Annotated in this window: 29 protein-coding genes and 2 pseudogenes; 21 read left to right on the forward strand and 10 right to left on the reverse strand. The window is 69.9% G+C overall.

Translation table 11 applies throughout. The annotated features are described in order from the left end of the window. Positions 1-57 precede the first annotated feature (57 nt). Both V6S85_RS16055 and V6S85_RS16060 read left to right on the forward strand, forming a co-directional pair. Positions 58-369, forward strand: a complete 312-nt coding sequence (locus tag V6S85_RS16055) for an EthD family reductase (protein WP_116567721.1) — start codon at positions 58-60, stop codon at positions 367-369. Between the two features lie 74 nt (positions 370-443). Continuing rightward, complete coding sequence (locus tag V6S85_RS16060; protein WP_334349543.1) at positions 444-755, forward strand: EthD family reductase; 312 nt, start codon at positions 444-446, stop codon at positions 753-755. A 31-nt stretch (positions 756-786) separates the two neighbouring features. Here V6S85_RS16060 and pseC read toward each other — a convergent pair whose 3' ends face one another. Then, on the reverse strand, positions 787-1,938 hold the full coding sequence (gene pseC / locus V6S85_RS16065) for a UDP-4-amino-4,6-dideoxy-N-acetyl-beta-L-altrosamine transaminase (protein ID WP_334349544.1): 1,152 nt from the start codon (positions 1,936-1,938) through the stop codon (positions 787-789). Next, positions 1,935-2,975 (reverse strand): UDP-N-acetylglucosamine 4,6-dehydratase (inverting), encoded by a 1,041-nt coding sequence (gene pseB, locus V6S85_RS16070; RefSeq protein WP_101716424.1) that lies wholly within the window; start codon positions 2,973-2,975, stop codon positions 1,935-1,937. Before pseB ends, pseC begins: the two co-directional genes overlap by 4 nt. Positions 2,976-3,093: 118 nt before the next feature. On the opposite strand from pseB, the gene V6S85_RS16075 reads away from it, so the two are divergent. Next, on the forward strand, positions 3,094-3,498 hold the full coding sequence (locus tag V6S85_RS16075; protein ID WP_334349545.1) for a hypothetical protein: 405 nt from the start codon (positions 3,094-3,096) through the stop codon (positions 3,496-3,498). On the opposite strand, the gene V6S85_RS16080 is transcribed toward V6S85_RS16075, so the two are convergent. Beyond that, positions 3,495-3,965 (reverse strand): nucleoside deaminase, encoded by a 471-nt coding sequence (locus V6S85_RS16080; RefSeq protein WP_334349650.1) that lies wholly within the window; start codon positions 3,963-3,965, stop codon positions 3,495-3,497. The two genes, V6S85_RS16075 and V6S85_RS16080, sit on opposite strands and share 4 nt — an antisense overlap. Positions 3,966-4,068: 103 nt before the next feature. On the opposite strand from V6S85_RS16080, the gene V6S85_RS16085 reads away from it, so the two are divergent. Next, complete coding sequence (locus tag V6S85_RS16085; RefSeq protein ID WP_116567712.1) at positions 4,069-5,340, forward strand: pseudouridine synthase; 1,272 nt, start codon at positions 4,069-4,071, stop codon at positions 5,338-5,340. 65 nt (positions 5,341-5,405) lie between these two features. On the opposite strand, the gene V6S85_RS16090 is transcribed toward V6S85_RS16085, so the two are convergent. Continuing rightward, a complete protein-coding gene (locus V6S85_RS16090) occupies positions 5,406-6,107 on the reverse strand; it encodes a CDP-alcohol phosphatidyltransferase family protein (RefSeq protein WP_334349546.1) in 702 nt (233 codons plus the stop codon). Beyond that, positions 6,104-6,484, reverse strand: a complete 381-nt coding sequence (locus V6S85_RS16095; protein WP_116489074.1) for a hypothetical protein — start codon at positions 6,482-6,484, stop codon at positions 6,104-6,106. Before V6S85_RS16095 ends, V6S85_RS16090 begins: the two co-directional genes overlap by 4 nt. 71 nt (positions 6,485-6,555) lie before the next feature. Between V6S85_RS16095 and V6S85_RS16100 the strand changes: the two genes are divergently transcribed. After that, a complete protein-coding gene (locus V6S85_RS16100; protein ID WP_334349547.1) occupies positions 6,556-7,542 on the forward strand; it encodes a phosphatidate cytidylyltransferase in 987 nt (328 codons plus the stop codon). Between the two features lie 12 nt (positions 7,543-7,554). Continuing rightward, positions 7,555-8,226 (forward strand): lysophospholipid acyltransferase family protein, encoded by a 672-nt coding sequence (locus V6S85_RS16105; RefSeq protein ID WP_116567704.1) that lies wholly within the window; start codon positions 7,555-7,557, stop codon positions 8,224-8,226. Positions 8,227-8,233: 7 nt separating this feature from the next. On the opposite strand, the gene V6S85_RS16110 is transcribed toward V6S85_RS16105, so the two are convergent. Beyond that, complete coding sequence (locus V6S85_RS16110; RefSeq protein WP_116567813.1) at positions 8,234-9,178, reverse strand: CPBP family intramembrane glutamic endopeptidase; 945 nt, start codon at positions 9,176-9,178, stop codon at positions 8,234-8,236. 141 nt (positions 9,179-9,319) lie between these two features. Here V6S85_RS16110 and V6S85_RS16115 point away from each other — a divergent pair, with 141 nt between their 5' ends. The 3 genes and pseudogenes from V6S85_RS16115 to V6S85_RS26620 all read left to right on the forward strand — a co-directional run. After that, positions 9,320-9,961, forward strand: coding sequence for a TMEM175 family protein (locus V6S85_RS16115; protein WP_334349548.1), 642 nt, complete (start codon positions 9,320-9,322; stop codon positions 9,959-9,961). After that, positions 9,961-10,524 (forward strand): 16S rRNA (guanine(966)-N(2))-methyltransferase RsmD, encoded by a 564-nt coding sequence (rsmD, locus tag V6S85_RS16120; RefSeq protein WP_334349549.1) that lies wholly within the window; start codon positions 9,961-9,963, stop codon positions 10,522-10,524. The genes V6S85_RS16115 and rsmD overlap by 1 nt, the downstream gene beginning before the upstream one ends. Beyond that, a pseudogene (locus V6S85_RS26620) lies at positions 10,487-10,679 on the forward strand (hypothetical protein); the annotation flags it as partial. The gene rsmD and the pseudogene V6S85_RS26620, both read left to right, overlap by 38 nt. Before the next feature lie 13 nt (positions 10,680-10,692). Here V6S85_RS26620 and V6S85_RS26625 read toward each other — a convergent pair. After that, positions 10,693-11,304 (reverse strand): hypothetical protein, encoded by a 612-nt coding sequence (locus V6S85_RS26625; protein ID WP_442885673.1) that lies wholly within the window; start codon positions 11,302-11,304, stop codon positions 10,693-10,695. A gap of 155 nt (positions 11,305-11,459) precedes the next feature. Here V6S85_RS26625 and V6S85_RS16130 point away from each other — a divergent pair, with 155 nt between their 5' ends. The 6 genes and pseudogenes from V6S85_RS16130 to V6S85_RS16150 all read left to right on the forward strand — a co-directional run bounded on the left by V6S85_RS16130 (position 11,460) and on the right by V6S85_RS16150 (position 16,831). Continuing rightward, positions 11,460-12,104 (forward strand): HAD-IA family hydrolase, encoded by a 645-nt coding sequence (locus V6S85_RS16130; RefSeq protein ID WP_334349550.1) that lies wholly within the window; start codon positions 11,460-11,462, stop codon positions 12,102-12,104. Positions 12,105-12,133: 29 nt separating this feature from the next. Continuing rightward, positions 12,134-12,421 (forward strand): 4a-hydroxytetrahydrobiopterin dehydratase, encoded by a 288-nt coding sequence (locus V6S85_RS16135; RefSeq protein ID WP_334349551.1) that lies wholly within the window; start codon positions 12,134-12,136, stop codon positions 12,419-12,421. A 24-nt stretch (positions 12,422-12,445) separates the two neighbouring features. Beyond that, a pseudogene (locus V6S85_RS26630) lies at positions 12,446-12,583 on the forward strand (hypothetical protein); the annotation flags it as partial. Between the two features lie 90 nt (positions 12,584-12,673). Continuing rightward, positions 12,674-13,459 (forward strand): SDR family oxidoreductase, encoded by a 786-nt coding sequence (locus V6S85_RS16140; protein WP_334349552.1) that lies wholly within the window; start codon positions 12,674-12,676, stop codon positions 13,457-13,459. A 285-nt stretch (positions 13,460-13,744) separates the two neighbouring features. Then, on the forward strand, positions 13,745-14,950 hold the full coding sequence (locus V6S85_RS16145) for a DUF418 domain-containing protein (protein WP_334349553.1): 1,206 nt from the start codon (positions 13,745-13,747) through the stop codon (positions 14,948-14,950). A gap of 153 nt (positions 14,951-15,103) precedes the next feature. Next, complete coding sequence (locus V6S85_RS16150; protein ID WP_334349554.1) at positions 15,104-16,831, forward strand: alkaline phosphatase D family protein; 1,728 nt, start codon at positions 15,104-15,106, stop codon at positions 16,829-16,831. 249 nt (positions 16,832-17,080) lie between these two features. Here V6S85_RS16150 and V6S85_RS16155 read toward each other — a convergent pair whose 3' ends face one another. Continuing rightward, positions 17,081-17,707, reverse strand: coding sequence for a LysE family translocator (locus tag V6S85_RS16155; protein ID WP_334349555.1), 627 nt, complete (start codon positions 17,705-17,707; stop codon positions 17,081-17,083). Continuing rightward, positions 17,694-18,116, reverse strand: coding sequence for a phosphoribosyl-AMP cyclohydrolase (gene hisI, locus V6S85_RS16160; RefSeq protein ID WP_116569697.1), 423 nt, complete (start codon positions 18,114-18,116; stop codon positions 17,694-17,696). Before hisI ends, V6S85_RS16155 begins: the two co-directional genes overlap by 14 nt. Positions 18,117-18,191: 75 nt before the next feature. Between hisI and V6S85_RS16165 the strand changes: the two genes are divergently transcribed. The 5 genes from V6S85_RS16165 (at position 18,192) to V6S85_RS16185 (ending at position 20,191) form a co-directional block, all read left to right on the forward strand. Continuing rightward, positions 18,192-19,076: a DUF817 domain-containing protein gene (locus V6S85_RS16165; protein ID WP_334349556.1), complete on the forward strand. Its 885-nt coding sequence runs from the start codon at positions 18,192-18,194 to the stop codon at positions 19,074-19,076. 209 nt (positions 19,077-19,285) lie between these two features. After that, a complete protein-coding gene (locus V6S85_RS16170) occupies positions 19,286-19,579 on the forward strand; it encodes a hypothetical protein (protein WP_116569675.1) in 294 nt (97 codons plus the stop codon). Beyond that, positions 19,566-19,826: a hypothetical protein gene (locus V6S85_RS16175; protein ID WP_116569674.1), complete on the forward strand. Its 261-nt coding sequence runs from the start codon at positions 19,566-19,568 to the stop codon at positions 19,824-19,826. The genes V6S85_RS16170 and V6S85_RS16175 overlap by 14 nt, the downstream gene beginning before the upstream one ends. Next, entirely contained in the window at positions 19,823-19,999 is a 177-nt protein-coding gene (locus V6S85_RS16180; protein ID WP_165829047.1) for a hypothetical protein, read from the forward strand. The genes V6S85_RS16175 and V6S85_RS16180 overlap by 4 nt, the downstream gene beginning before the upstream one ends. Further along, a complete protein-coding gene (locus V6S85_RS16185; protein ID WP_116569673.1) occupies positions 20,000-20,191 on the forward strand; it encodes a hypothetical protein in 192 nt (63 codons plus the stop codon). Positions 20,192-20,336: 145 nt separating this feature from the next. Here the strand turns inward: V6S85_RS16185 and folE are convergent, their stop codons facing one another. Further along, complete coding sequence (gene folE, locus V6S85_RS16190) at positions 20,337-20,972, reverse strand: GTP cyclohydrolase I FolE (RefSeq protein ID WP_116569672.1); 636 nt, start codon at positions 20,970-20,972, stop codon at positions 20,337-20,339. Between the two features lie 194 nt (positions 20,973-21,166). Here folE and cysS point away from each other — a divergent pair, with 194 nt between their 5' ends. Beyond that, positions 21,167-22,558, forward strand: coding sequence for a cysteine--tRNA ligase (cysS, locus tag V6S85_RS16195; RefSeq protein ID WP_334349557.1), 1,392 nt, complete (start codon positions 21,167-21,169; stop codon positions 22,556-22,558). Positions 22,559-22,601: the final 43 nt, after the last annotated feature.

Here is a 22,601-nt window from a genome sequence, read left to right on the forward strand (position 1 = left end):
AAGCTTGTCCGCGACCTGACGCGTCCCCAAATCCGTGGCCCCAACACGGAGCCCGACATGGCCGTCTTCAGCGTCTTCTATCCCGCCCACGAGGGCGCGAAGTTCGATCACGACTACTACAAGGCGGTCCACATCCCGCTGGCGCAGAAGGCCTTTGGCCCGACCGGCCTCGTCGACACCCGGATCCTGCGCGGCGTGCCCGGTCCCGACGGCTCGCCGCCGCCTTTCGTGGCCATGGTGCACCTGACCTTCCGCGACGCCGCGGCCTTGCAGGCCTCGCTGGGCGGCCCCGAGGCCCCGGCCGTCCAGGCCGACGTCGCCAACTTCACCGACATCACGCCGGTGATCCAGATCAGCGTCGAGCCGTAAGGCGCCTGCAAGCTTGACCGGCGGGCGCGGGCGGCCGATCTGTCGCTCTCGCCCACCGCCGCCCGGAACCCATCATGGCCTTCATCAGCATCGTCTATCCGGCCCGCGACGGCGCCCGCTTCGACCACGACTATTACGCCCAGACCCACATCCGCATGGTGCGCGAGGCCTTGGCGCAGACCGGCCTGCTCGACGCCCGGGTCTATCGCGGGGTGTCGACCCTGGACGGCGGCCCGGCGCCGTTCGTGGCGATGGCGCACCTGACCTTCCGCGACGAGGCCGCCATGCGCGCCTGCCTGGAAAGCCCCGCCGCGCCCGGCCTGCACGCCGACGTGGCCAACTTCACCGACATCGCGCCAGTGATCGAGATCTACGCGGCGGGGTAGCCCTCAAGAACCTCTCCCTATGGGAGAGGCTTTATAGAGAGAGCGCCTTCGCCAGCGCCTCGACCACCCGCTCCGGATCCTCGTCGGACATCCCCGGATAGAGCGGCAGCGTCAGGCAGCGGTCATACCAGGCGTCGGCGCCGGGCAGGTCGGCCAGGCCATACCGGTTCACGTAGTAGGGCTGGCGGTGCACCGGGATGTAGTGGACCTGCGTGCCCACCCCTTGCGCCTTGAGGCTTTCAACCACGGCCGCGCGGCTGGTCATCGCCGCATCGAAGTCGATCAGCACGGTCAAGAGGTGCAGGGCCGGGTCGGACCAGCTCGGGCTGGCGGCCAGCCTGACCAGCGGCGACAGCAACGCCTGGTAGCGCGCCGTCAGCGCCCGCCGGCGCTCGACGAAGCGGTCGAGCTTGGCCAGCTGCGAGATCCCCAGGGCGCACAGAACGTCGGGGATGCGGTAGTTGAAGCCCAGCTCCGGCATCTCGTAGACCCAGGGCTCGGCGCCGGCCGGACGCACCATGCCATGGCCGCGCAAGGATCGGGCCTTGGCCGCCAGGGCCGCGTCGTTGGTGGTCAGCATGCCGCCCTCGCCGGTGGCGAGCGTCTTGACCGGGTGGAACGAGAAGCTGGCGAAACTCGAATAGGCGCAGTCGCCGACCGGATGGGCCTCGTTGCCGAAGGTGGCCACCGAGCCCAGGGCGTGCGGCGCGTCCTCGACCAGCACCGCGCCGGCGGCGCTGGCCATGGCCTTCAGCGCCGGCAGGTCGCAGACATCGCCGCGCAGGTGCACCGGCAGCACGGCCCGCACGCGACGGTCGCCGACGCGGGACAGGGCCTCGGCCAGGGTGTCGGGGGTCATCAGGCCGCTGTCGGGATCGACGTCGGCGAACACCACCTCGGCCCCGGCGTAGCGGGCGCAGTTGGCGGTGGCCAGGAAGGTCACCGACGGGGCGATGCAGACGTCGCCTGCGCCGACGCCCAGCGCCATCATCGCCAGGTGCAGGGTCGCCGTGCCGTTGGAGACGGCGATGGCGTGCTCGGCCCCGACCTTGGCCTTGAAGGCCGCCTCGAAGGCCTCGACGGTCGGGCCTGTGGTCAGGAAATCGGCGCGCAAAGCTTCGGCGACAGCCGCGATGTCGTCGTCCTCGATCGTCTGCCGACCGTAGGGGAGGAAGCCGCTCATCGCGCGGCCTTCTCCTCCAGCATGGCCAGCAGGCCTTCTGGCGAGAGCCAGTCGTGATTGTTGTCGCTGCTGTAGGAGAAGTCTTCCGCCACCCGCTTGGCGCCGTCGGCTTCGGAATAGGGCTCGCGGCCAAACTCGGCGAAGTTGGGCTCGATGGCGAAGCGGTCGTCGAACTCCACCGTCGAGCGGGCGTCGTCGGCGCTGATCATGATCTCGTGCAGCTTCTCGCCCGGCCGGATGCCGATCACCTTGACGCCCGCGCTCGGCGACATGGCCTTCACCAGGTCCGGCATGGCCATGGACGGGATCTTGGGCACGAAGATCTCGCCGCCGCGCATCAGGTTCAGCGACGACAGCACGAAGTCGACGCCCTCGTTCAGCGTGATCCAGAAGCGGGTCATGCGCGGATCGGTGATCGGCAGCTCGGTCGCGCCCTGGTCCAGCAGGCGGCGATAGAGCGGCACGACGCTGCCGCGCGAGCCCACCACGTTGCCGTAGCGCACGACGCAGAACCGGGTGCCGATGTCGCCCGACAGGTTGTTGGCCGCCACGAAGGTCTTGTCCGACGCCAGCTTCGTCGCGCCGTAGAGGTTGGTCGGGTTGCAGGCCTTGTCGGTCGACAGGGCCACCACCTGCTTGACGTGGTTGTTGAGGCTGGCCCACACAACGTTCTCGGCGCCCAGCACGTTGGTGTGGATGCACTCCGACGGATTGTATTCGGCCGCCGGCACCTGCTTCAGCGCCGCGGCGTGGATGACGATGTCGACCCCGCGCAGGGCCAGGGTCAGGCGCTCGCGGTCGCGCACGTCGCCGAGGAAGAAGCGCAGCTTGGCGAAGTCGGCCTCGTCGAACTGCTCGCGCAGCTCCAGCTGCATGTCGCTCTGCTTCAGTTCGTCGCGCGAATAGATGATGACCTTGCGCGGGCTCGACCGCTTCAGCACCGTCTCGATGAACCGGCGTCCGAACGAGCCAGTGCCGCCGGTGACCAGGATCACCTTGCCGTCAAGGTCGAGGGATTGCGGTGAAAAGCGTCCCAAGATCAGCCTCCTCGCACCCGCCGCGCGCGCATCTGACGCACGGGGAATCTAGGTTAACGCGTTTGTGCGGCGCCAGACGTAAAGAGGACGTCAACCACGACGGGTTATGCGGAAGGCCATGCGCCGCACCCTCGCCCTCCTCGCCGCCGTCCTGACGCTCGCCGGTCTTTGCGCCTCGCCCGCCCAGGCCAGCGGCGGCGAAGCCAAGAAGGAGGCGCCGCCGACCTATTTCGCCCTGCCGACCATCACCGCCACGGCCATCCGCCGCGACGGCCGCAAGGGCGTGATGACCCTGGAGACCGGCATCGAGGCCAAGGACCCCAAGGTCATGGAGCACGCCCAGGCCTCGACCCCGCGCCTGCGCGCGGCCTTCGCCCAGGTGCTGATGACCTACGCCTCGGGCCTGCGCCGGGGCACGCCGCCCGACCTCGACTACATCGGTTCGGAAATGCAGAAGGCCGCCGACCGGGTGCTGGGCAAGAAGGGCGCGCGCGTCCTGCTCGGCTCGGCGATGGTGAACTAGCCCGCCGACTTGCCCTTGCGCCGCGCGCGGAAGAAGCCGCGCAGCAGGTCGGCGCTTTCCTGCGCCATCACCCCGCCCGTCGTCTCCGGCCGCCAGTGGCAGGTGGGCTGGGCGAAGAACTTCGGGCCGTGGACCACCGCCCCGCCCTTGGGATCGTCGGCCCCCCAGACCACCCGGCCGATGCGGGCATGGCTGATCGCGCCGGCGCACATGGCGCAGGGCTCCAGCGTCACCACCAGGGTCAGGTCCGTCAGCCGGTAGTTTTCCAGCTTCGCCGCCGCCAGCCGCATGGCCGCGATCTCGGCGTGGGCCGTGGGATCGTGCGCCGCGATCGGGCCGTTGCCGGCGCGCGCGATCACCTCGCCCGTCTTCGGATCCAGGATCACCGCCCCGACCGGCGTCTCGCCCCGCTCGGCGGCCGCGCGGGCCTCGTCGAGGGCCAGGGCCATGGCGTCTTCGTCGGTGATGGCGGGGCCTCCGGCTGCGAGGCTTGATCCTATGGCGGTTCGGCGCCATCACCACAAGCAGCCCATCGTGATGATGCGCCCCTCCCATCGAAGGACCAAAGGCATGACCGACAAGTACCAGCCCGCCCTGCACGACGCCGTCGAGCATGATCCGGACGCCGAGGGCGGCGAACGCGTCGCCAAGGCCCTGGCCCGCGCGGGCGTGGCCTCGCGGCGCGAGGTCGAGCGGCTGATCGAGGCCGGCAAGGTCGTGCTGAACGGCCAGGTGCTGACCACCCCGGCCGTGCGGGTGTTTCCCGGCGACCTGCTGGTCGTCGACGGCAAGCTGGTCGAGGACCGCCAGCCGACCCGCCTGTTCCGCTATCACAAGCCCACCGGCCTGGTGACCACCCACAACGATCCGGGCGGCCGCCCCACCGTTTTCGGCGCCCTGCCCAACGGCCTGCCGCGGGTGATTTCGGTCGGCCGCCTCGACCTCAATTCCGAGGGCCTGCTGCTGCTGACCAACGACGGCGAGCTGTCGCGCGCCCTGGAGATGCCGCAGAACGCCTGGACCCGCCGCTATCGCGCCCGCGCCTTCGGCCACGCCACCCAGGAGACGCTGGACAGGCTGAAGGACGGCACGACCATCGAGGGCGTCCGCTACGGCCCGATCGAGGCCCGCCTCGACAAGGCCCAGGACAAGGCCGGCGGCGGCCGCAACGTCTGGATCACGGTCACCCTGTCGGAAGGCAAGAACCGCGAGGTCCGCAAGGTGCTGGAGTCGGTCGGCCTGAAGGTCAACCGCCTGATCCGCCTGTCCTACGGCCCGTTCGCGCTGGGCACGCTGCAGGCCGGCCAGGTCGAGGAGGTCGGCCCCCGGGTGATCCGCGAGCTGCTGACCGGCGTCATCGCCGACGAGAACATGCCCCAGGGCGACAAGCCGCAGTTCGTCGGCGTCGCCGATCCGCTGTACGCGCCGGGCGTGGCCAAGGACGGCGAGCGCCTGCGCGGCGGCGAGGTCCAGCGGCGCGCGCCGTCGGGCCGCGCGCCGCAGATCGCCACGCCCAAGGTCGAGGAGCCCAAGAAGGTCTACAAGGCCGGCTGGGCCAAGGCCAAGATCCGCACCGACGGCCACAAGTCCAAGACGCACAAGCCCAAGTCGATCGACACCAAGTTCGTCACCGAGGCCCCCGGGCGCGGCAAGGGCCCCGCCAAGCCGGGCGCGAAGGGCGCGGCGACCAAGGGCGCGGCCGGCAAGCCGGGCGCCCGCCCCGCCGGCAAGAGCGCCCCGCAAGGCGCCACGCGCGGCAACGTCGCCCCGGCGCGTTCGGCCAAGCCCGCGAGCCAGCGCCCGACCGGCGGCAAGCCCGCCCCGCGCGGCCCGAAGCGGTAGCGAAAACCGCCTTCCTGGGCCCTCGCCACGAGGGCGAGGGAGGCAATCTGGTTGCGGCTTCCGCCCTAGCGCCGATCGGCCAGCCGCTCGGCCAGGGTGCGGGTGCGGCGCACGACGGTGACCAGGGTTCCGACCGCGATCACGGCCAGGCCTACGGCCAGCACCTCGCCCCGTCCGCGCCACAGCGGCTCGAAGGCGGCGATCGCGCAGGTCGCCGTCAGGGCGGCCATGCGGTGCGGCTTGGCCATGGGGCCCGAGAAGTCGGCGGGGAAGCCCAGGCCTCGGCCGAGCTCGCGGACATAGGCCGTCAGCATGGCAAGGGCCGCGCAGATCCAGCCCAGGGCCGGGCCGCCGGAAAAGCCCGCGCTCATCGCGCCGTAGCCGGCCCCGACCAGAAACAGAACGTCGGCGACACGGTCGGGCAGCTCGTTCCAGATCGGACCGTAAGGGCTGGCGCGGCCATGCTCCACCGCCACCATGCCGTCGAGCAGGTTGCAGGCCAGGCGCAGCTGCACGCAGGTCGCCCCCAGCACCAGGCACAGCGAGCGCCAACCGTCCTCGACCCCGCCGCTGGCCGCCAGCAAGGCGCCGCCCAGCACCGCGAAGGCCAAGCCCAGGCCCGAGATCACATCGGCGCTGACGCCCTTGCCGGCGATGGCGGCCGCCAGGCGCCCGGCCCAGGCCGCGCCCCGCGTCTTCAGCGGCCGGCGATTGGTCAGGTCGGGAGCCGCTGTCTCTGGAGCGGCGGTCTCGGGAGCATCGGTCATGGCGCGGTCTTCCTCCGGTCGGCGACCAGGCGGGCGTTGTAGGCGATGGCGTAGAGCGTCGACATCGTCCAGGGAAAGGCGATCGTCGCCAGAAGTTCCGGCGTGCCGATCAGCCGGTGGACGATGGTCAGGGTCGCCAGGATGGCGCTGGCGGTGATCGCCGGCGGCAGGGCCAGGGCGACGAGGCCCGAGAACCGTCCATCCAGCCGCTCCAGTGTCTTCTTCAACAGCGCCGTCAGCCCGGCCGACAGCAGCCCTTGGGCGATCGCCGCTCCCCACACCAGGCCATGGGCGTGGTTGGCCCACAGGGTCCAGCCGCCCATCAGCAGGAAGCCGAAGGCGGCGTGGACCAGGCTGGAACGCAGCAGGCGCGACATCGACGAAAACTCCCCGGCTCGTAACCGCCGGCAACTAGGCTATACCGGGAGTAGTGCGAACGGGAGCGTCCATGGATTTCGTCGGCGATCTGACCGGACACGCAGGCCGCTTCCTGGCCGCCCAGCCCAGACCCCTGCTGGCGGGCCTTGCCGGCGTGGTGGTCCTGCTGGGCGTGGCCAGCGCCATCGCCGCCGTGCTGCCGCGCCTGAAACCGGGCAAGTCGTACGAGGAGTTGCGGCTGCGCATCGTCTCGTGGTGGGGGATGGTGGCGCTGCTGGCCGGGGCGCTGCTGCTGGGCTGGCAGGCGACTACCGCCGTCTTCGCCTTGATCTCGTTCCTGGCCCTGCGCGAGTTCCTGTCGCTGGCCGTGCGGCGGCGCGAGGACCGGCCGGCGATCCTGGCGGCCTATGGCTGCCTGCTGGCCGCCTACGGCTTCATCTTCGCCGACCGCTACATGTTCTACCTGGTGTTCATCCCGGTGTGGGTTTTCCTGGGCCTGCCCGCCCTGATGGCCCTGATCGGCCAGACCAAGGGCTATCTGGCCAGCGCCGCGACCTTCCACTGGGGCCTGGTCACCTGCGTCTACAACCTGGGTTTCGTCGCCTTCCTGATGCGCGTGCCGCCGAGCGAGAACCTGCCGGCCGGCGCGGCGGGGCTGGTGTTCTTCCTGCTGCTGGCCACCGAGTTCAACGACGTCGCCCAGTATGTCTGGGGCAAGCTCTTCGGCCGTCGCAAGATCCTGCCCAGCGTCAGCCCCAACAAGACCTGGGAAGGGTTTCTGGGCGGCTGGATCACCACCGCCGCCCTGATCTGGTTCGTCGGTCCGGTGTTCACGCCGCTGTCGGGCCATGGCCTGGCCATCGTCGCCTTCGTGCTGCCGGCGGCGGGCTTCGCCGGGGACGTGACCATGAGCGCCATCAAGCGCGACATCGGCGTCAAGGACACCTCGCACGCCATCCCCGGTCACGGCGGGGTGCTGGACCGCGCCGACAGCCTGACCTTCACCGCCCCGCTCTACTTCCACCTCATGGCGCTGTTCGCGCTGGGCCGGTTCTGATCTAGTCGTCCCGTGCGCCTGCTCCGCTTCCTCCTGCTCGTCCTGGTCGCCCGGCCGCTGGCCCTGTTCATGACCGGGGCCGACGTCTCCGGCCGCGAGCGCCTGCCGCTGAAGGGCCCGGCGATCATCGCCGCCAACCACGCCAGCCATGTCGACACCCTCTTGATGCTGTCGATCTTCCCGTCGCGGGCGGTGTCGAAGCTGCGGCCGGCCGCGGCGGCCGACTATTTCCTGCGCGACCCGGTGATCGGTTGGTTCTCGCGCCACGTGATCGGGATCGTGCCGGTGGCCCGCAGCAAGGCCGGCCGCCGGGCCGCATCGGGCGAGAGCGAGGACGTGCTGGCCCCCGCCCGCGCCGCCCTGGCGGCGGGCGAGATCGTCCTGGTCTTCCCCGAAGGCACGCGCGGCGACGGCGCCAGCGACGCCATGGGCCAGCTGAAGGGCGGGGTCGCCCGCCTGGCCGAGGCTTTTCCCGACGCCCCGGTGATCCCGGTCTGGATCCAGGGCGCGGGCCGGGTGCTGCCCAAGGGCGCCAGCGTGCCGGTGCCGCTGAACTGCGCGGTGCTGGTGGGCGAGCCGGTGGCCTGGACCGGCCGGCGGGGCCCGTTCATGGACGCCCTGCGCGAGGCCATGCTGGCCCTGAAGGAACAGGCGCCGCCGCTGCGCTGGTCGGACGAGCCTTGATCGCTCTCTAGGCCGTCGCCACTCCGGCCCAGCGCGACAAGCGCGGGGTGCGGGCCACCAGCTCGGCCAGGCCGACATAGATGCCCAGCATCACCACGCAGATCGGCAGCACCTCCCAGCGGAAGGGGTGCGGCGGCTCGGGCGCCAGGCTCATGGGCTGCAGGAACAGCACGATGACGATGTTGTTGGCGGCGTGGGCGCCGACCGCGAACTCGACCCCGCCCAGCCGCAGGGTGGCCCAGGCCAGGCCGATCCCCAGCACCGCCCGCACCAGGAAGGCGTCGGGGTTGGGGTCGAAGTGGATGGTCGAAAAGGCCGCGCCATTGATCAGCAGGATCAGCCACACCCGATGGGTGAAGGCGCCCGTCAGCTTGAGCAGCCAGCCGCGGAACACCAGTTCCTCGGCCGCCGCGGCCAGCAGCAGCAGGCCGACGGCCCCGGCGGCGTGGACGAGCCGGCCGTCGAGCGTGGAAGTCAGGGTCAGGATCGGCATGGGCGGCGCGTGCGGGTCCAGGCGCGCGCTGGCCGCCAGCAGCGGTCCGACGGTCACGGCGAACAGGGCAAGGCCCAGCAGGGTCAGGCGCCAGCGATAGACCGGCGCGCTGGTCAGGTAGCTGCGCAAGCGGCGCTCGTGCAGCAGGGCCGCGACGCCGGCGAAGGCCACGGCCATGCCGCCGTTGGTGGCCGTCAGCAGGCACAGCACGAACAGCAGGGTGATCAGGTCGAGGGCGGCGGCTTTCGGGTTGGTCAGGGACTTGAACAACGCCACGGCCTGGTCGAAGCCGCCGTCCAGCAGGCCGGTGAACAGGGCCATGACGAAGACGCCGCCAATCACCGCCGCCAGTATCGCCGCCACGAACCCGACAGGCAGGCTCAGCAGGACGCGCCCGATGCGCCGGTCAGCCGGCGTCAGGTCGTCCAGAAACGCCGAACGTCTCACGTCCTCGAACACGACCGCCCAATCCCACACAGCACCCGCCTCCTCGCTAATCGGCCGCGAGGCGAAGGAAAAGAGGTTTCGAGCAAAGTCCGCCCACGACTTGCCGTCTCGCGGCAATGACGGCACACATCGGCGGTTGTCGATGGGGGTTTCATGAGCAAGACCGAGCACGCGGCGGACGATCGCCACCTGCACCGCCTGGTGCTGTTTTCCGACGCGGTCTTCGCGATCGCCATCACCCTGCTGGCCATCGAGATCCACCCGCCCGAGCACTGGCATGGCGTGGCCGACCTGTTTGGCCAGATGGGCCACAAGCTGTGGGCCTATGCCGTGAGCTTCGCCGTGATCGGCGTCTACTGGATCAGCCACCGGCGGATCTTCGCCCGCCTGCGCGCCGCCAACGGCGTGCTCGACGTGCTGAACCTGGCGGCGCTGGGCCTGATCGGCATGCTGCCCCTGGCTACAGAGCTCCTGTGGGAGCACGCCTCGGGCGAGGCCACCCTCGTCTATGTCGGCCTGGTGGCGGCGATCGGCGTCGCCCTGTCGGCGGTCTGGGGCTATGCGGCCTTCGCCGGCGAGCTGGCCGGCCCGGTCCATCGCGGCGAGGCGCTGTTCACCCTGGCCCGCACGGCGATCGCGCCCGGCCTGATGTGCGGCCTGATCCTGTTCAGCCTGAACCATGTCTGGGGCCTGATCCCGCTGGCCGCCGCCATCGCCGCCTTCGTGGCCGGCGGCCGCTTCATGCGCCGCCGGGCCGCCGGCGCCGCCGAGACCACCGAGGAGGCCGCGGCCTGATGCGCATCGTCTCGGGCCAGTATCGCGGCAAGGCCATCGCCACCCCGCCGGGCGACGCCACCCGCCCCACCTCCGACCGCGCCCGCCAGGCCGTGTTCAACATTCTCGAGCACGCCGCCTGGGCGCCGGAGCTGCATGGCGCGCGGGTGATCGACGTGTTCGCCGGATCCGGGGCCCTGGGTCTCGAGGCGATCTCGCGCGGCGCCGTCAACTGCCTGTTCGTCGAGGCCAACGAGGCCGCGCGCGGGGCGATCCGCCAGAACATCGACGCCTTCGGCCTGTTCGGCCAGACCCGTGTGCACCGCCGCGACGCCACCGACCTGGGACCCCGCCCGGCCAGCGCCGGCGCGGCCTTCGACATCGCCTTCCTGGATCCGCCCTACGCCAAGGGCCTGGGCGAGAAGGCCCTGGCCGAACTGGTCGCCGGCGGCTGGCTGGCCCCGAACGCGATCGTGGTGTTCGAGCGCGGCGTCGGCGAACCCGACCCGGTGCTGGACGCCTTCGAAACCCTGGACGCCCGCGACTATGGCGCGGCCCGGGTGCTGTTCCTGCGACTGCTGTAGCGCGCCACAATCTACCCGCTCGTCATTCCCGCCCTTGTGGCGGGAACCTCTCTGTCAGCCGCAAGGGCGGACGGGGCGGACTGCAAAGCAGTCCGCTTGCGCTTCACGTGCGAGCGGAACCAGGGGTTCCCGCCACAAGGGCGGGAATGACGGGAGAAGTAGAGAGCCCTACGGCTGCTTGCCCGGCCAGACCAGGAAGCCGTACTCGTCGCGGCCGGCCGAGGTCCAGGTCGCATAGCCGTAGCCGCCCTGGGACGGCGGCGGATAGGCGGCGTAGTCGTTGCTGTCGTAGCGGCTTTCGCGGCTGTACTCGTAGCCCTCTTCCTGGCGCGAATAGCCCTGGGCATAGCCGCTTTGGGCGTAGCCGCCGTGGGCATAGGCCGGCGGCGCGTAGCCCGGGCCGTCGTCGTGACGGCGGCTGTAGCGGTCGGGGGCGTAGTCCGGCTGCGGCGGGGGCGGCGGGAGATAGGCCTGAGGCGGCGGCGCGCCACGGTCATCGATCCGCAGCGGCGGGCGGCCATAGCTCCAGCGGTCGAAGTCGCTCCAGCCGCGCTCGCCGTCGTCGCACTCCACCCGCTCCCAGCGATAGGCGCCGCCGGGACCGGTGACACGGCGGTTGACGCATTCGCCAGGCCGGGTGTCTGGCGGCAGGATCTCGGGATCGACCGGCAGGTTCGAGCGGTCGGGCGGGCCGCCGGCCAGGCCGTAGCGATCCGCGGCGAGAACCGGCGAGGCCAGGGCGATCCCGGCGGTGAAAGCGATGAGAACGATGTGGCGCATGGGGGATACTCCAGGCGGCCAGTAGACCAGAGCCCGGCGAGCCGCGCGCGCTTATTCGCCATGAAGGCGAGCTTAACCATTGTTCGACGTGGCTTTTCCCCGGCCGTATCCTCGCCTAGAGTGATTTCAAACAATTGTTCGTGACGGGCAGGCGCATGGCGATCGAGGCGGTGATCTGGGATTTCGGCGGGGTGTTCACCACCTCGCCCTTCGAGGCCTTCCGCCGCTACGAGGCGCGCAATGACCTGCCGACCGACTTCATCCGCGGCGTCAACGCCGTCGATCCCGACACCAACGCCTGGGCGCGGTTCGAGCGGGCCGAGATCGACGCGGCGGCCTTCGACGCCCTGTTCCTGGAGGAATCCGCGCGCCTGGGCCACGCCGTGCCGGGGCGCGACGTGCTGCCGCTGCTGTCGGGCGAGATCCGCCCCCGGATGGTGGCGGCGCTGAAGGCCTGCAAGGCGCGTTTCAAGGTCGGCTGCATCACCAACAACGTACCGGGCGCGGGGCACGGCGCGGGCATGGCGTCTTCCGCGGAGAAGGCCGCCGCCGTGACCGAGATCCTGGGCCAGTTCGACGCCCTGATCGAAAGCTCCAAGGCCGGGGTGCGCAAGCCCGACCCGCGCATCTACGCGATGATGTGCGACCTGCTGGGCGTCGCGCCGGGATCTTGCGTCTACCTCGACGACCTGGGGGTCAACTGCAAGCCGGCGGCCGCCATGGGCATGGTCGCCATCAAGGTCTCCGGCGAAGACCAGGCGCTGGCGGAGCTTGCGGCCGCCACCGGATTGTCGTTCTGAAGAAGCTGCCGTTTCCAGGAGCCTTCCGCATGACCGCCCCCGCCAAGATCGGCGCCCCCGCCGCCCTCGCCCAGCTCCAAGGCTGGAGCGCCGCCGAGGGCAAGGACGCCATCGAGAAGACCTTTCGCTTCGCCGACTTCAACGCCGCCTTCGGCTTCATGACCCGCGTGGCCATCGAGGCCGACAAGCGCGACCACCATCCGGAGTGGTTCAACGTCTACAACCGCGTCGAGGTGACCCTGACCACCCACGACTGCGATGGGGTCAGCGAACGCGACGTGCAGTTGGCGACGTTCATGGATGAGATCGCGGGGTAGGCGGCGCGCGCGCCACGTCCCCAACTCCCGTCATTCCCGCCCTTGTGGCGGGAACCCCTCTGTCAGCCGCAGGTGCTGGTGGGGCGGATCGCCGGCGATCCGCTGGCGCTTCACGTGTCAGCGGAACCAGGGGTTCCCGCCACAAGGGCGGGAATGACGGGACAATAGAGCGAAGCTCTCGACGGCGAACACCCCTTCCCCTCCCCGCGCATCCAGTTCAAACTAATGTTTGAATTACAGGGAGGACGCCGAATGGCGCAGACCACGGGCCGGGTCGCCGGCAAGAAGGCCTTCATCACCGGCGCGGCCCAGGGCCTGGGCGCGGCGGCGGCGCGCAAGCTGGCCTCGGAAGGCGCCAAGGTCGCCCTGGCCGACATCAATGTCGACGGCGCGAAAGCCGTGGCCGCCGAGATCAACGCCGCCCACGGCGCCGGCACGGCCTTCGCCTACGCCCTCGACGTCACCCAGGAAGACCAGTGGATCGCGGCCCTGGAGGCCGCGGCGGCCGACCTGGGCGGGATCTCGGTGCTGGTCAACAACGCCGGCGTCGCCGGCGACAAGCCGCTGGAGCAAATGGAGTTCGACCTCTGGAAGAGGATCATGTCGATCAATGTCGACAGCGTCTTCCTGGGGGCCAAGCACGCCCTGACCCACATGCGCGCCCACCAGCCGGGCTCGATCGTCAACATCAGCTCGATCGCCGGCCTGATCGCCAACCACAATTCGCCGGCCTACAACGCCTCCAAGGCCGGGGTCTGGCTGCTGTCCAAGAACATCGCGCTCTACTGCGCCAAGCTCGGGCTCGACATCCGCTCGAACTCGATCCACCCGACCTTCATCGACACCCCGATCCTCGACCCGCTGAGCCAGCGCCTGGGCAAGGACGAGGCCCACGCCAAGCTCGGCCGGCAGATCCCGCTGGGCCACATCGGCGAGCCCGACGACATCGCCAATGCGGTGCTCTACCTGGCCAGCGACGAGAGCAAGTTCATGACCGGCGCCGAGCTGAAGCTCGACGGCGGGATCTCGGCGATGTGATCCCTCCTCCCTTCTCCCCTTGCGGGAGAAGGTGTCGGCGAAAGCCGACGGATGAGGGGTCCCTCTCCCCTTGCGGGAGAGGGTGGCCCCCGCGAAAGCGGGGGTCGGGTGAGGGGTCTCTCAGAAGTCAAACGCCGCGACAGCCGATCCGCTGTCGCGGCGTTTTTCGTTCGTGCGACCCCTCATCCGTCGACTGCGTCGACACCTTCTCCCGCAAGGGGAGAAGGAGATGCTGACGCCGCCCGCGACGCAGGCCACCATCCCCCGCCGAATCCCGGGGGATCCATGGCCGCTGACAAAGACCGCATCATCCTGCTCGACGCCCTGCGGGGGCTGGGCGTGCTGGGCATACTGCTGTGCAATGCGCCGGGCTTCGCCTTTCCTATGGCGCTCAGCGACAGCGTCCGCGCCTGGCCATTCGGGACGGGTCCCGAGACGATGTCGGTGTGGCTGGTCACCCAGTGGCTGTTCCAGCGCAAGTTCGTCACCCTGTTCTCGATGCTGTTCGGGATCTCGATGTTCCTGGTCGGCGGCGAGAAGGGGCCCGTTTCGCAAGGCGGGGCGGGGAAGGGCGGGGTGCTGTATCGGCGCCTGGGCTGGCTTCTGGTGTTCGGGATCGTCCACGGCTTCGCCATCTGGTGGGGCGACGTGCTGCTGAGCTACGCCCTGGCCGGCTTCGCCGTGGCCCAGGCCCGCTCGTGGCCGGCCCGCAAGCTGCTGTCCTGGGGGATCGGCCTGTGGATCGCCTTCAGCCTGCTGATCATCGGCGGGCTTTCGGCGCTGGCCTTCTCGCCCCCCGCCGACCTCGCCGTCGAGACCGCGCGCGAGGCCGCCCAGGGCGCGGCCGCCATCTCCGCCTATCGCGGCGACTTCATGCAGTCGCTGGCCATCAACGCCGGCGAGCGGCTGGAGAACCTGCCCTACGAGCCGATCATCTTCCTGCTGACGACCGCGCTGATGATGATCGGCCTGGGCGCCTACAAGAAGGGCGTGTTCACCGGTCAGGCCTCTGGGCGGACCTATGGCGTGCTGATCGCCGTCGGGCTCGCGGCCCTGGCCCTGGTTGGCTGGCCGCATTTCGCCTTCGTGCTGAACGGCATGCAGGAGCGCGACCTGCGCCTGGCCGAGGGCCTGCAGACGGTCACCGCGCCGCTGACCACCCTGGCCTATGTCGGGCTGATGGCGCTGGCGGCGCGCTCGACGGGTTTCTGGCGCAAGATTCCCGCCGTCCTGGCGCCGGTCGGCCAGATGGCCTTCACCAACTACATCGCCCAGTCGCTGGTGATGACCGCCATCTTCTACGGCGGCCGGGGCCTTGGCCTCTATGCCCGCCTCGACCGCCCGGCCCTGGCCCTGATCGTCGTCGCGCTCTGGATCGCCCAGGTGCTGTGGTCGCGCTGGTGGCTCGCGCGCTTTTCCATGGGCCCGCTGGAGTGGATCTGGCGGCGGCTGTATCGCGGGCCGACGCGGTTGCGGCGCGCTGCTTCCTGAATGCCCGTCATTCCCGCCCTTGCGGCGGGAATGACGGGCGGACGGGGGCGGAGGATCTCTTCCCCGAATAACCACGTGCGTCATAAGGTTGTCGCGGGCCGCCGCTAACGCCACCGCAAGACGTCGCGGGCGTCCAGTCGGGGAGTGCGTTGCATGAAGATCGATCGTCGCGGGCTTCTGGCCCTGCTCGGCTCCGGCGCGGCCACGCCGGTCGCGGCCGCCGCGTCCAAGACCTTCGACGGCGAGGTTCGCTTCGCCCACGGCCTGGCCTCGGGCGATCCGCTGGCCGACCGGGTGATCCTGTGGACCCGCGTCACCGCCGACAAGGCGACCGCCCCCGTCGCCCTGCGCTGGGAGGTCGCGACCGACGAAGGCTTCAAGGCCATCGTCGCCCAGGGCCAGGTCCAGACCGACGCCGGCCGCGACTGGACGGTCAAGGTCGACGCCGCGGGCCTGAAGCCGGGCACGGACTATCACTTCCGCTTCCGTCCGCTGAAGGCCGGCAAGCCGGTCGGCGAGGGGATCACCGGCCGCACCCGCACCCTGCCGCAGGGTTCGGTGAAGGACGTGGTCCTGGCCGTGGCCTCGTGCTCGCTCTATCCGAACGGCTACTTCAACGCCTATGACGCCATCGCCAGGCTGCCGCGCGTCGACGCGGTGCTGCACCTGGGCGACTACATCTACGAGTACGGCGGCGGGCCCAAGGACTACGGCATGAGTTCGCCGGTCGCCGCCCAGCGCCAGCCGGATCCGCCGCACGAGATCGTCAGCCTGTCGGACTACCGCCGCCGCCACGCGATCTACAAGACCGACCCGATGCTGCAGGCCGCCCATGCCCGCGCGCCGTGGATCGTCGTCTGGGACGACCACGAGACCGCCAACGACAGCTGGGTCGGCGGGGCCGAGAACCACGATCCGGGCTCTCTTGGAGTGAATGGGGGCGAAGGCGACTGGGCCGCGCGCAAGGCCGCCGCGCTGAAGGCCTATTACGAGTGGATGCCGATCCGCGAGCCCTCGGCCGGCTCCCTGCCGGAAGCCGCCTGGCGCCGCTTCCAGTTCGGCGACATCGCCACCCTCCTGATGGTCGAGACCCGCCTCACCGCCCGCACCGAACAGTTGGACTACGCCAAGGACCTTGCCTTCACCGCCGACGGCAAGCCGCAGGTCGAGGCCTTCGTGGCCAAGTGGAAGGACCCCGCCCGCCGGATGATGGGCGAGGGCCAGGAGCAGTGGCTGGCTCGCGAGGTCGACGCCTCGGTCAAGGCCGGCACGGCCTGGCAGGTGCTGGGCAACCAGGTGGTCATGGCCCGCGTCGCCGCCCCCAACCTCAAGGCCACGATGGGCGCGGAGAAGTTCGACGCCATGGTCGCGGCCCTGCCCGACTACGCCAGGGGCCGGGTGGCCAAGAGCGTGGCCATGTCGGCCTTCGACATCCCGTCCAACCTCGACGCCTGGGACGGCTATCCGGTCGACCGCCAGCGGGTCTACGACATCTTCAAGGCCAGCAAGGCCGCCCCGATCGTGCTGGCCGGCGACAGCCACATGTTCTGGGCCAACGAGCTGTGGGACGACGCTGGATCCACCCGCGTGGCGGCCGAGTTCGGCGCCACCTCGATCACCTCGCCCGGCTATGGCGACCTGATGCCCGGCGCCCCGATCGGCGAGGCCTTCGTCCAGCGCAATCGCGAGGTGAAGTACGCCCACCCCAGCGCCAAGGGCTTCGTCCTGCTGACCCTGGAAAAGGGCCGCGCGACCGGCGAGCTGGTGGCGGTGTCGACCATCCTGTCGACCGACTACACGACCAGCGTGCTGAAGACCTTCGTGGTCACCCCGGCGGATGGCGGCGGGGTCAAGGCGCTATCCGAAATCCCTCTCTCATAGAGAGAGGGAGGGGCCCGCGCCGAAGGCGTGGGAGGGTGAGAGGTTACAGCCTGCCAGACCCACGCGCGGCGATCATGTCGCCCGTCGTTATCCAGGGTCGGCGCCGACTCTCTCATTGCGGGCTCCTGAGCCTTCCAGCCCTTGGCCATCGCAACGGAAGGGATCGAGTTTTTTGGCAAGGGTGAAACCTCTCACCCTCCCACCGCTTCGCGGCGGGCCCCTCCCTCTCTCTAAGAGAGAGGGTTTGTATCAGCGCCGCTCCAGCGCCAGCCGCAGGCCAAACGCGATGAACACGCCGCCGCTGATGCGGTCGAGCCAGCGCACCACGGCCGCCTCGCGCAGCAGGCCGGCCAGCGGCGCGGTGGCGGCGATGAGCAGGCCGGACCAGGCCAGGCCCAGCAGCACGTGGATCCCGGCCAGCATCGTGCCGAACACTGCGGGACTCGCGCCAGCGGGCGTGAACTGCGGCAGGAACGAGATGTAGAACACCCCGACCTTGGGATTGAGCAGGTTGGTGAACAGCCCCCGCCGGAACGAGTCGCCCAGGCCGCCGCCGGTGGGCGACACCGCGCCCGGCTCGAAGCGGTCGCGGGGCTTCCACAGCATCTTGACGCCCATCCAGACCAGATAGGCCGCGCCGGCCCACTTCAGGGCGGTGTAGGCCAGCTCCGAGGCGGTCAGCAGCGCCCCGGCCCCGAAGGCCGCGGCCATGCCCCAGACCAGGCAGCCCATCCCGATGCCCATGGCCGCCGCCGCCGCCCGGCGCGGGCCTTCGGTGGCGGCGCTGCGCAGGACCAGCGCGGTGTCGAGGCCCGGCGTGATGGTCAGAAGGCTGGCGGCCAGGGTGAAGGCCAGCAGGGCCTCAGGCGTGGTCATGGACGTGCTCTTCTTCCCGCTCGACCAGCTGGCCGTTCTCCCAGACCCGATAGAAGCACGAGCGGAAGCCCACGTGGCAGGCCCCGCCGTCGCCCTGCGGCCGCACCTTGATGACCACGGCGTCCTGGTCGCAGTCGATGCGCACCTGCGTGACGATCTGCAGCTGGCCGCTGGTCTCGCCCTTCTTCCACAGGCCGTTTCGCGAGCGGCTGAAATAGTGGGCCACGCCCGTGTCCAGCGTCAGCTTCAGGGCCTCGTCGTTCATCCAGGCCAGCATCAGGATCTCGCCGGTGTCGGCATGCTGGGCCACCGCCGCCACCAGGCCGTTGGCGTCGAAGCGCGGGGCCAGGGCGACGCCCCGTTCCAGGGCCTGCTTGTCGGGGGCGGCGGGGAAGATCTGGCTGGTCATCAAAGACATATGGCGCAAAGGGGGCAGTTCAGGCTAGCCTCCGCGCACCGGCGGGGGACGGGAACGACAGGGACGATGGACCTCAAGTCCAGGATCAAGGATGGCGTGGCGGCGCTGGACCGCCGGGCGCGTCCGTGGGCGCAGCGCTCGAAGGCCAACAGCTGGGCCTACGAGTTCCTGCTGTTCGGCCTCAAGCAGGCCTGGGCCTGCCTGTTCGGCGGCCTGATGCTGGTGCTGCTGGTCGGCACCTATCTGTTCTGGCCGCATGACGCGGCCCTGGCCCGCTACGACTTCCTAGTCATCGCCTCGGTCGCCATCCAGGCCCTGCTGCTGCTGCTCAAGCTGGAGCGCTGGGACGAGGCGGCGGTGATCGCCATCTTCCATCTGGTCGGCACGGCCATGGAGATCTTCAAGACCGCCCATGGCTCGTGGATCTATCCCGAGGCCAGCGTGCTGCGGATCGGCGACGTGCCGCTGTTCACCGGCTTCATGTACGCCTGCGTGGGCAGCTATATCGCCCGCATCTGGCGACTGTTCGACATCACCTTCATCCGCTACCCGCCGTTCTGGAGCGCCCACGTCCTGGCGGTGCTGATCTATGTGAACTTCTTCACCCACCACTACGTCACCGACATGCGGCTGGGGCTGTTCGCCCTGTCGGCCCTGCTGTTCGGCCGCACCTGGTTCGTGTTCACGCCCGACCGCGTCCAGCGCCGGATGCCGATGCTGCTGGGCCTGATGCTGGTGGCGCTGTTCATCTGGCTGGCCGAGAACCTGGGCACCGCCGCCGGCGCCTGGATCTATCCCAGCCAGCGCGAGGGCTGGCACATGGTGCCGATCGAGAAGCTGGGCGCCTGGTACCTGCTGATGACCATCAGCTTCGTGCTGGTCAGCCTCGTCCACCGCCCGCTCGACGCCTGCGTCGAACGCCTGCGCGAAGGCATCCGGGCGGCGGCCTGATCGCCGGAGAAACTTCGGCGGGGACGGCCTGGACGTGCTATAAAGGGTCATGCGCCGGAGAGCGCTAGACGAGGTCCCGTTCGCGGCGCTCTCGACCTGCTCGGCGATTTGTCGATCCCATCCGTTTCTGTTCATCGCCGCCGGCGTCCGGCGCGAAACCCCCGTTGTCGGGGGCGCGACGACGCCTGCGACGCGCCTGGAGGACGTTCATGTCCCACCCCAAGACGATCGACGAGCGCCCGCCGCGTCTGTCGCGCGACCTGCGCCTGCTGGCGCTCTCGGAGGCCTTGCGCCGCTACGCGGTCAGGCTCCAGCCCGACGTCAACGCGGCCGGCCTGCTGGCGCACCGCGCCCTCGCGGCGGCCTTCGCCAGACCGGTGAGCCCGGGCGGCGAGGCGGCCGGGGCCATGGAGGCTGGGCTGCGGGACCATGTCGACCGCAATCTGGTCGACGACGGGGCCAAGGCGTCCTCGAGGTCGGCGGCGCCCCATGACCGATCGTGATCCTCCCCGTCGCCCGCCCTTCGGCCGTCACGACTACGAGTTGACCTATGGCTGGCGGGACGAGGCGCTGAACGTGACCATCGGCGGCAAGCTGGCGACGCCGCCCGTGATCGGCGACGTCTACACGCTGGGTTCGCCGGGCGGCATCCAGGACTTCACCGTGGTGCATCTCAGTCGCGAGGGCGGCCGTGGCTGGCTGGCCCGCTGCACCGCCACGCCCGACGACGGCCATGGAGGCGAGCGGTGAGCGACGATCTCGACCAACTGCGACGCGAGAACGAATACCTCAGGCGCCGGAACGCCCAGCTGCAGGCCGAGGCCTCGGACCTGGCCAGCGAGGTTCTGCGGCTGCAGCAGCATCTCGGCCGCCTTGCGGTGCGCGCCGCCACGGCGCCCAATCCCCTGTCGGGAGGACAATAGATGGATCTGCCGCCCCAGCACGTCTCCGCCCTGCGCAACCTGGCGCGCAAGAAGCTCGGCCACGATGTCGACTGGATCAACATTTCCGACGCGCGCGCCCTCACCGACCAGGGCCTGGCCGAACGCGGCCGCACCGGCTGGGTGATCACCCGGGCCGGCGAAGCGGCGCTGTCGGAGCACGAGCGGGGTTAGCGCCAGATCCTCTCCCTCTGGGGGAGGTGGCCCAAAGGGCCGGAGGGGGGACGTTTTCAGCCGTCGTGGCGTTGGCCGATTTCGCGGCCACACCCCCTCAGTCGCTTGGCGACAGCTCCCCCAGAGGGGGAGCATCTTTGCGACCTTACTTCCTCACCAGGTCCATGAACCGCTGCTGCAGGACCTTGTCGGTCTTGAACACGCCGCGGAACTGGGTGGTGATGGTCGAGACGTCGTGGTGGTGCACGCCGCGGGTCGACATGCACTGGTGCTCGGCGTCGATCAGCACCGCCACGCCGGCCGCCGAGAGGTGATCCTCGATGGCGTCGGCGACCTGCATGGTCATGGTTTCCTGCGTCTGCAGGCGCTTGGCGAAGATCTCGACCAGGCGCGCCAGCTTCGACAGGCCCACGACCTTGCCGGTGGGCATGTAGGCCACCCAGGCCTTGCCCAGGAACGGCGCCATGTGGTGCTCGCAGTGGCTCTGCACGTCGATGCCGCGCAGCATGACCATGTCGTCATAGCCCTGCACGTCCTCGAAGGTGCGCGACAGCTCCTTGGCCGGATCGCCGTGATAGCCGGCGAACCACTCGCCATAGGCGTCGACCACGCGCTGGGGCGTGTCGAGCAGGCCTTCGCGGTCGGGGTTGTCGCCCGCCCAGGCCAGCAGCGTGCGCACGGCGGCCATGGCTTCGTCGCGGGTGGGGCGCTGGGCGGGTTCAAGATCAAGACCGGTGTCGTCAGAGCCGATCAGGGTTCGCTCGCGGGTCAGGGCGTCCATGTTTTCGCGGGGTTTCTTTCCACGGGCTGAGTTGCGCCAGGACGCCTGTCGTCCTGGAATTACGCGTGCCACCCGTTAAAGGGCGCGCCCTTCACGTCGTTAAAGACGTGGTTCGAAGGCGCGCACCTCGCTATATGGGTCCGGTTTTTCGTTCCGACAACACCCTTCCGCTGCGTCAAGGCGACCGACTTTTCATGACCATCAGGCTCTACGACACCATGGCGCGCGAGAAGCGCGACTTCGTTCCCGCTGATCGCGACCGGGTGACGATGTATGTCTGTGGACCGACGGTCTACGGCTACGCCCACATCGGCAACTTCCGTCCGGTGGTGGCCTTCGACGTGCTGTTCCGCCTGCTGCGCCACGAGTTCGGCGACGAGGCGGTGGTCTATGCGCGCAACGTCACCGACGTCGACGACAAGATCAACAAGAAGGCCGCCGACGAGGGCGTCGAGATCAAGGTCATCACCGACCGCTATCTCGAAGCCTATCACCAGGACGCCGATGCGCTGGGAGCCCTGCGCCCGACGCTGGAGCCCAAGGCCACCGACCACATCGGCGCCATCGTCGAGATGATCGGCAAGCTGGTCGACAATGGTTCGGCCTACGCCGCCGACGGCCACGTGCTGTTCGACACCCAGAGCTTCCCCGACTACGGCCAGCTTTCCGGCCGGCCTCTGGACGAGATGATCGCCGGCGCCCGCGTCGAGGTCGCGCCCTACAAGCGCCACCCGGCCGACTTCGTGCTTTGGAAGCCCTCCAAGGAGAACGAGCCGGAGTGGGAAAGCCCCTGGGGCGCGGGCCGTCCCGGCTGGCACATCGAGTGCTCGGCGATGATCGACAAGCAGCTGGGCCTGCCGATCGACATCCACGCCGGCGGCATCGACCTGCAGTTCCCCCACCATGAGAACGAGGTGGCGCAGGGCCGTTGCGCCCACGGGCTGCCGACCTACGCCCGCTACTGGATGCACAACGGCTTCCTCGACATGGCCGGCGAGAAGATGTCCAAGAGCCTGGGCAACGTCATCATCCCGCACGAGCTGGTGAAGACCGTGCCGGGCGAAGTGGTGCGCTGGGCCCTGCTGAGCGCCCACTATCGCCAGCCGCTGGACTGGACGCCCGAGCTGCTGGACCAGAGCCGCAAGTCGCTGGACCGCCTGTACGGCGCCCTGCGCCGCGCCAAGGACGTTACCCCCGACCAGGCCGTCGAGGCCCCGCAGGAGGTGATGGACGCCCTCTGCGACGACCTCAACACCCCGGCCGCCGTCGCCCGCCTGTTCGAGGTCTCCAGCGCCATCGAGAAGGCCGTGACCGCCGGCGACCTGACCGAGGTGGCGATCCACAAGTCGCGCCTGCTTGAGGCCGGCGCCCTGATGGGCTTCCTGCAGGCCGATCCCGACAGCTGGTTCGAAGGCGACGCCTCCGACGAGCTCAAGGCCCAGGTCGAGGACCTCCTGGCCCGCCGCGTCGCCGCCCGCGCCGCCAAGGACTGGACCGCCGCCGACGCCATCCGCGGCGAACTCGACGCCCTGGGCGTGGTGGTCATGGACAGCCCGACCGGCGCCACCTGGCGGATGAAGGACTGAGCCTCGAGATGCTCCCCCTGAAGGGGGAGCTGTCGGCGCAAGC

The organism is Caulobacter sp. CCNWLW153 (assembly GCF_036889365.1).
GTDB classification, from domain to species: domain Bacteria; phylum Pseudomonadota; class Alphaproteobacteria; order Caulobacterales; family Caulobacteraceae; genus Caulobacter; species Caulobacter radicis.

Bases quoted from the DNA above. Each gene is read 5' to 3' on its own strand.
- V6S85_RS26625 (WP_442885673.1), bottom strand. From the start codon at position 11,304: ATGCGCCACATCGTTCTCATCGCTTTCACCGCCGGGATCGCCCTGGCC.
- V6S85_RS16055 (WP_116567721.1), top strand. From the start codon at position 58: ATGGCCGTCTTCAGCGTCTTCTATCCCGCCCACGAGGGCGCGAAGTTC.
- V6S85_RS16130 (WP_334349550.1), top strand. From the start codon at position 11,460: ATGGCGATCGAGGCGGTGATCTGGGATTTCGGCGGGGTGTTCACCACC.
- rsmD (WP_334349549.1), top strand. From the start codon at position 9,961: ATGCGCATCGTCTCGGGCCAGTATCGCGGCAAGGCCATCGCCACCCCG.
- V6S85_RS16135 (WP_334349551.1), top strand. From the start codon at position 12,134: ATGACCGCCCCCGCCAAGATCGGCGCCCCCGCCGCCCTCGCCCAGCTC.
- cysS (WP_334349557.1), top strand. From the start codon at position 21,167: ATGACCATCAGGCTCTACGACACCATGGCGCGCGAGAAGCGCGACTTC.
- V6S85_RS16085 (WP_116567712.1), top strand. From the start codon at position 4,069: ATGACCGACAAGTACCAGCCCGCCCTGCACGACGCCGTCGAGCATGAT.
- V6S85_RS16100 (WP_334349547.1), top strand. From the start codon at position 6,556: ATGGATTTCGTCGGCGATCTGACCGGACACGCAGGCCGCTTCCTGGCC.
- V6S85_RS16155 (WP_334349555.1), bottom strand. From the start codon at position 17,707: ATGACCACGCCTGAGGCCCTGCTGGCCTTCACCCTGGCCGCCAGCCTT.
- V6S85_RS16185 (WP_116569673.1), top strand. From the start codon at position 20,000: ATGGATCTGCCGCCCCAGCACGTCTCCGCCCTGCGCAACCTGGCGCGC.
- pseC (WP_334349544.1), bottom strand. From the start codon at position 1,938: ATGAGCGGCTTCCTCCCCTACGGTCGGCAGACGATCGAGGACGACGAC.
- V6S85_RS16140 (WP_334349552.1), top strand. From the start codon at position 12,674: ATGGCGCAGACCACGGGCCGGGTCGCCGGCAAGAAGGCCTTCATCACC.
- V6S85_RS16145 (WP_334349553.1), top strand. From the start codon at position 13,745: ATGGCCGCTGACAAAGACCGCATCATCCTGCTCGACGCCCTGCGGGGG.
- V6S85_RS16150 (WP_334349554.1), top strand. From the start codon at position 15,104: ATGAAGATCGATCGTCGCGGGCTTCTGGCCCTGCTCGGCTCCGGCGCG.
- V6S85_RS16165 (WP_334349556.1), top strand. From the start codon at position 18,192: ATGGACCTCAAGTCCAGGATCAAGGATGGCGTGGCGGCGCTGGACCGC.
- folE (WP_116569672.1), bottom strand. From the start codon at position 20,972: ATGGACGCCCTGACCCGCGAGCGAACCCTGATCGGCTCTGACGACACC.
- V6S85_RS16175 (WP_116569674.1), top strand. From the start codon at position 19,566: ATGACCGATCGTGATCCTCCCCGTCGCCCGCCCTTCGGCCGTCACGAC.
- V6S85_RS16095 (WP_116489074.1), bottom strand. From the start codon at position 6,484: ATGTCGCGCCTGCTGCGTTCCAGCCTGGTCCACGCCGCCTTCGGCTTC.
- hisI (WP_116569697.1), bottom strand. From the start codon at position 18,116: ATGACCAGCCAGATCTTCCCCGCCGCCCCCGACAAGCAGGCCCTGGAA.
- V6S85_RS16075 (WP_334349545.1), top strand. From the start codon at position 3,094: ATGCGCCGCACCCTCGCCCTCCTCGCCGCCGTCCTGACGCTCGCCGGT.
- V6S85_RS16170 (WP_116569675.1), top strand. From the start codon at position 19,286: ATGTCCCACCCCAAGACGATCGACGAGCGCCCGCCGCGTCTGTCGCGC.
- V6S85_RS16090 (WP_334349546.1), bottom strand. From the start codon at position 6,107: ATGACCGATGCTCCCGAGACCGCCGCTCCAGAGACAGCGGCTCCCGAC.
- V6S85_RS16060 (WP_334349543.1), top strand. From the start codon at position 444: ATGGCCTTCATCAGCATCGTCTATCCGGCCCGCGACGGCGCCCGCTTC.
- V6S85_RS16115 (WP_334349548.1), top strand. From the start codon at position 9,320: ATGAGCAAGACCGAGCACGCGGCGGACGATCGCCACCTGCACCGCCTG.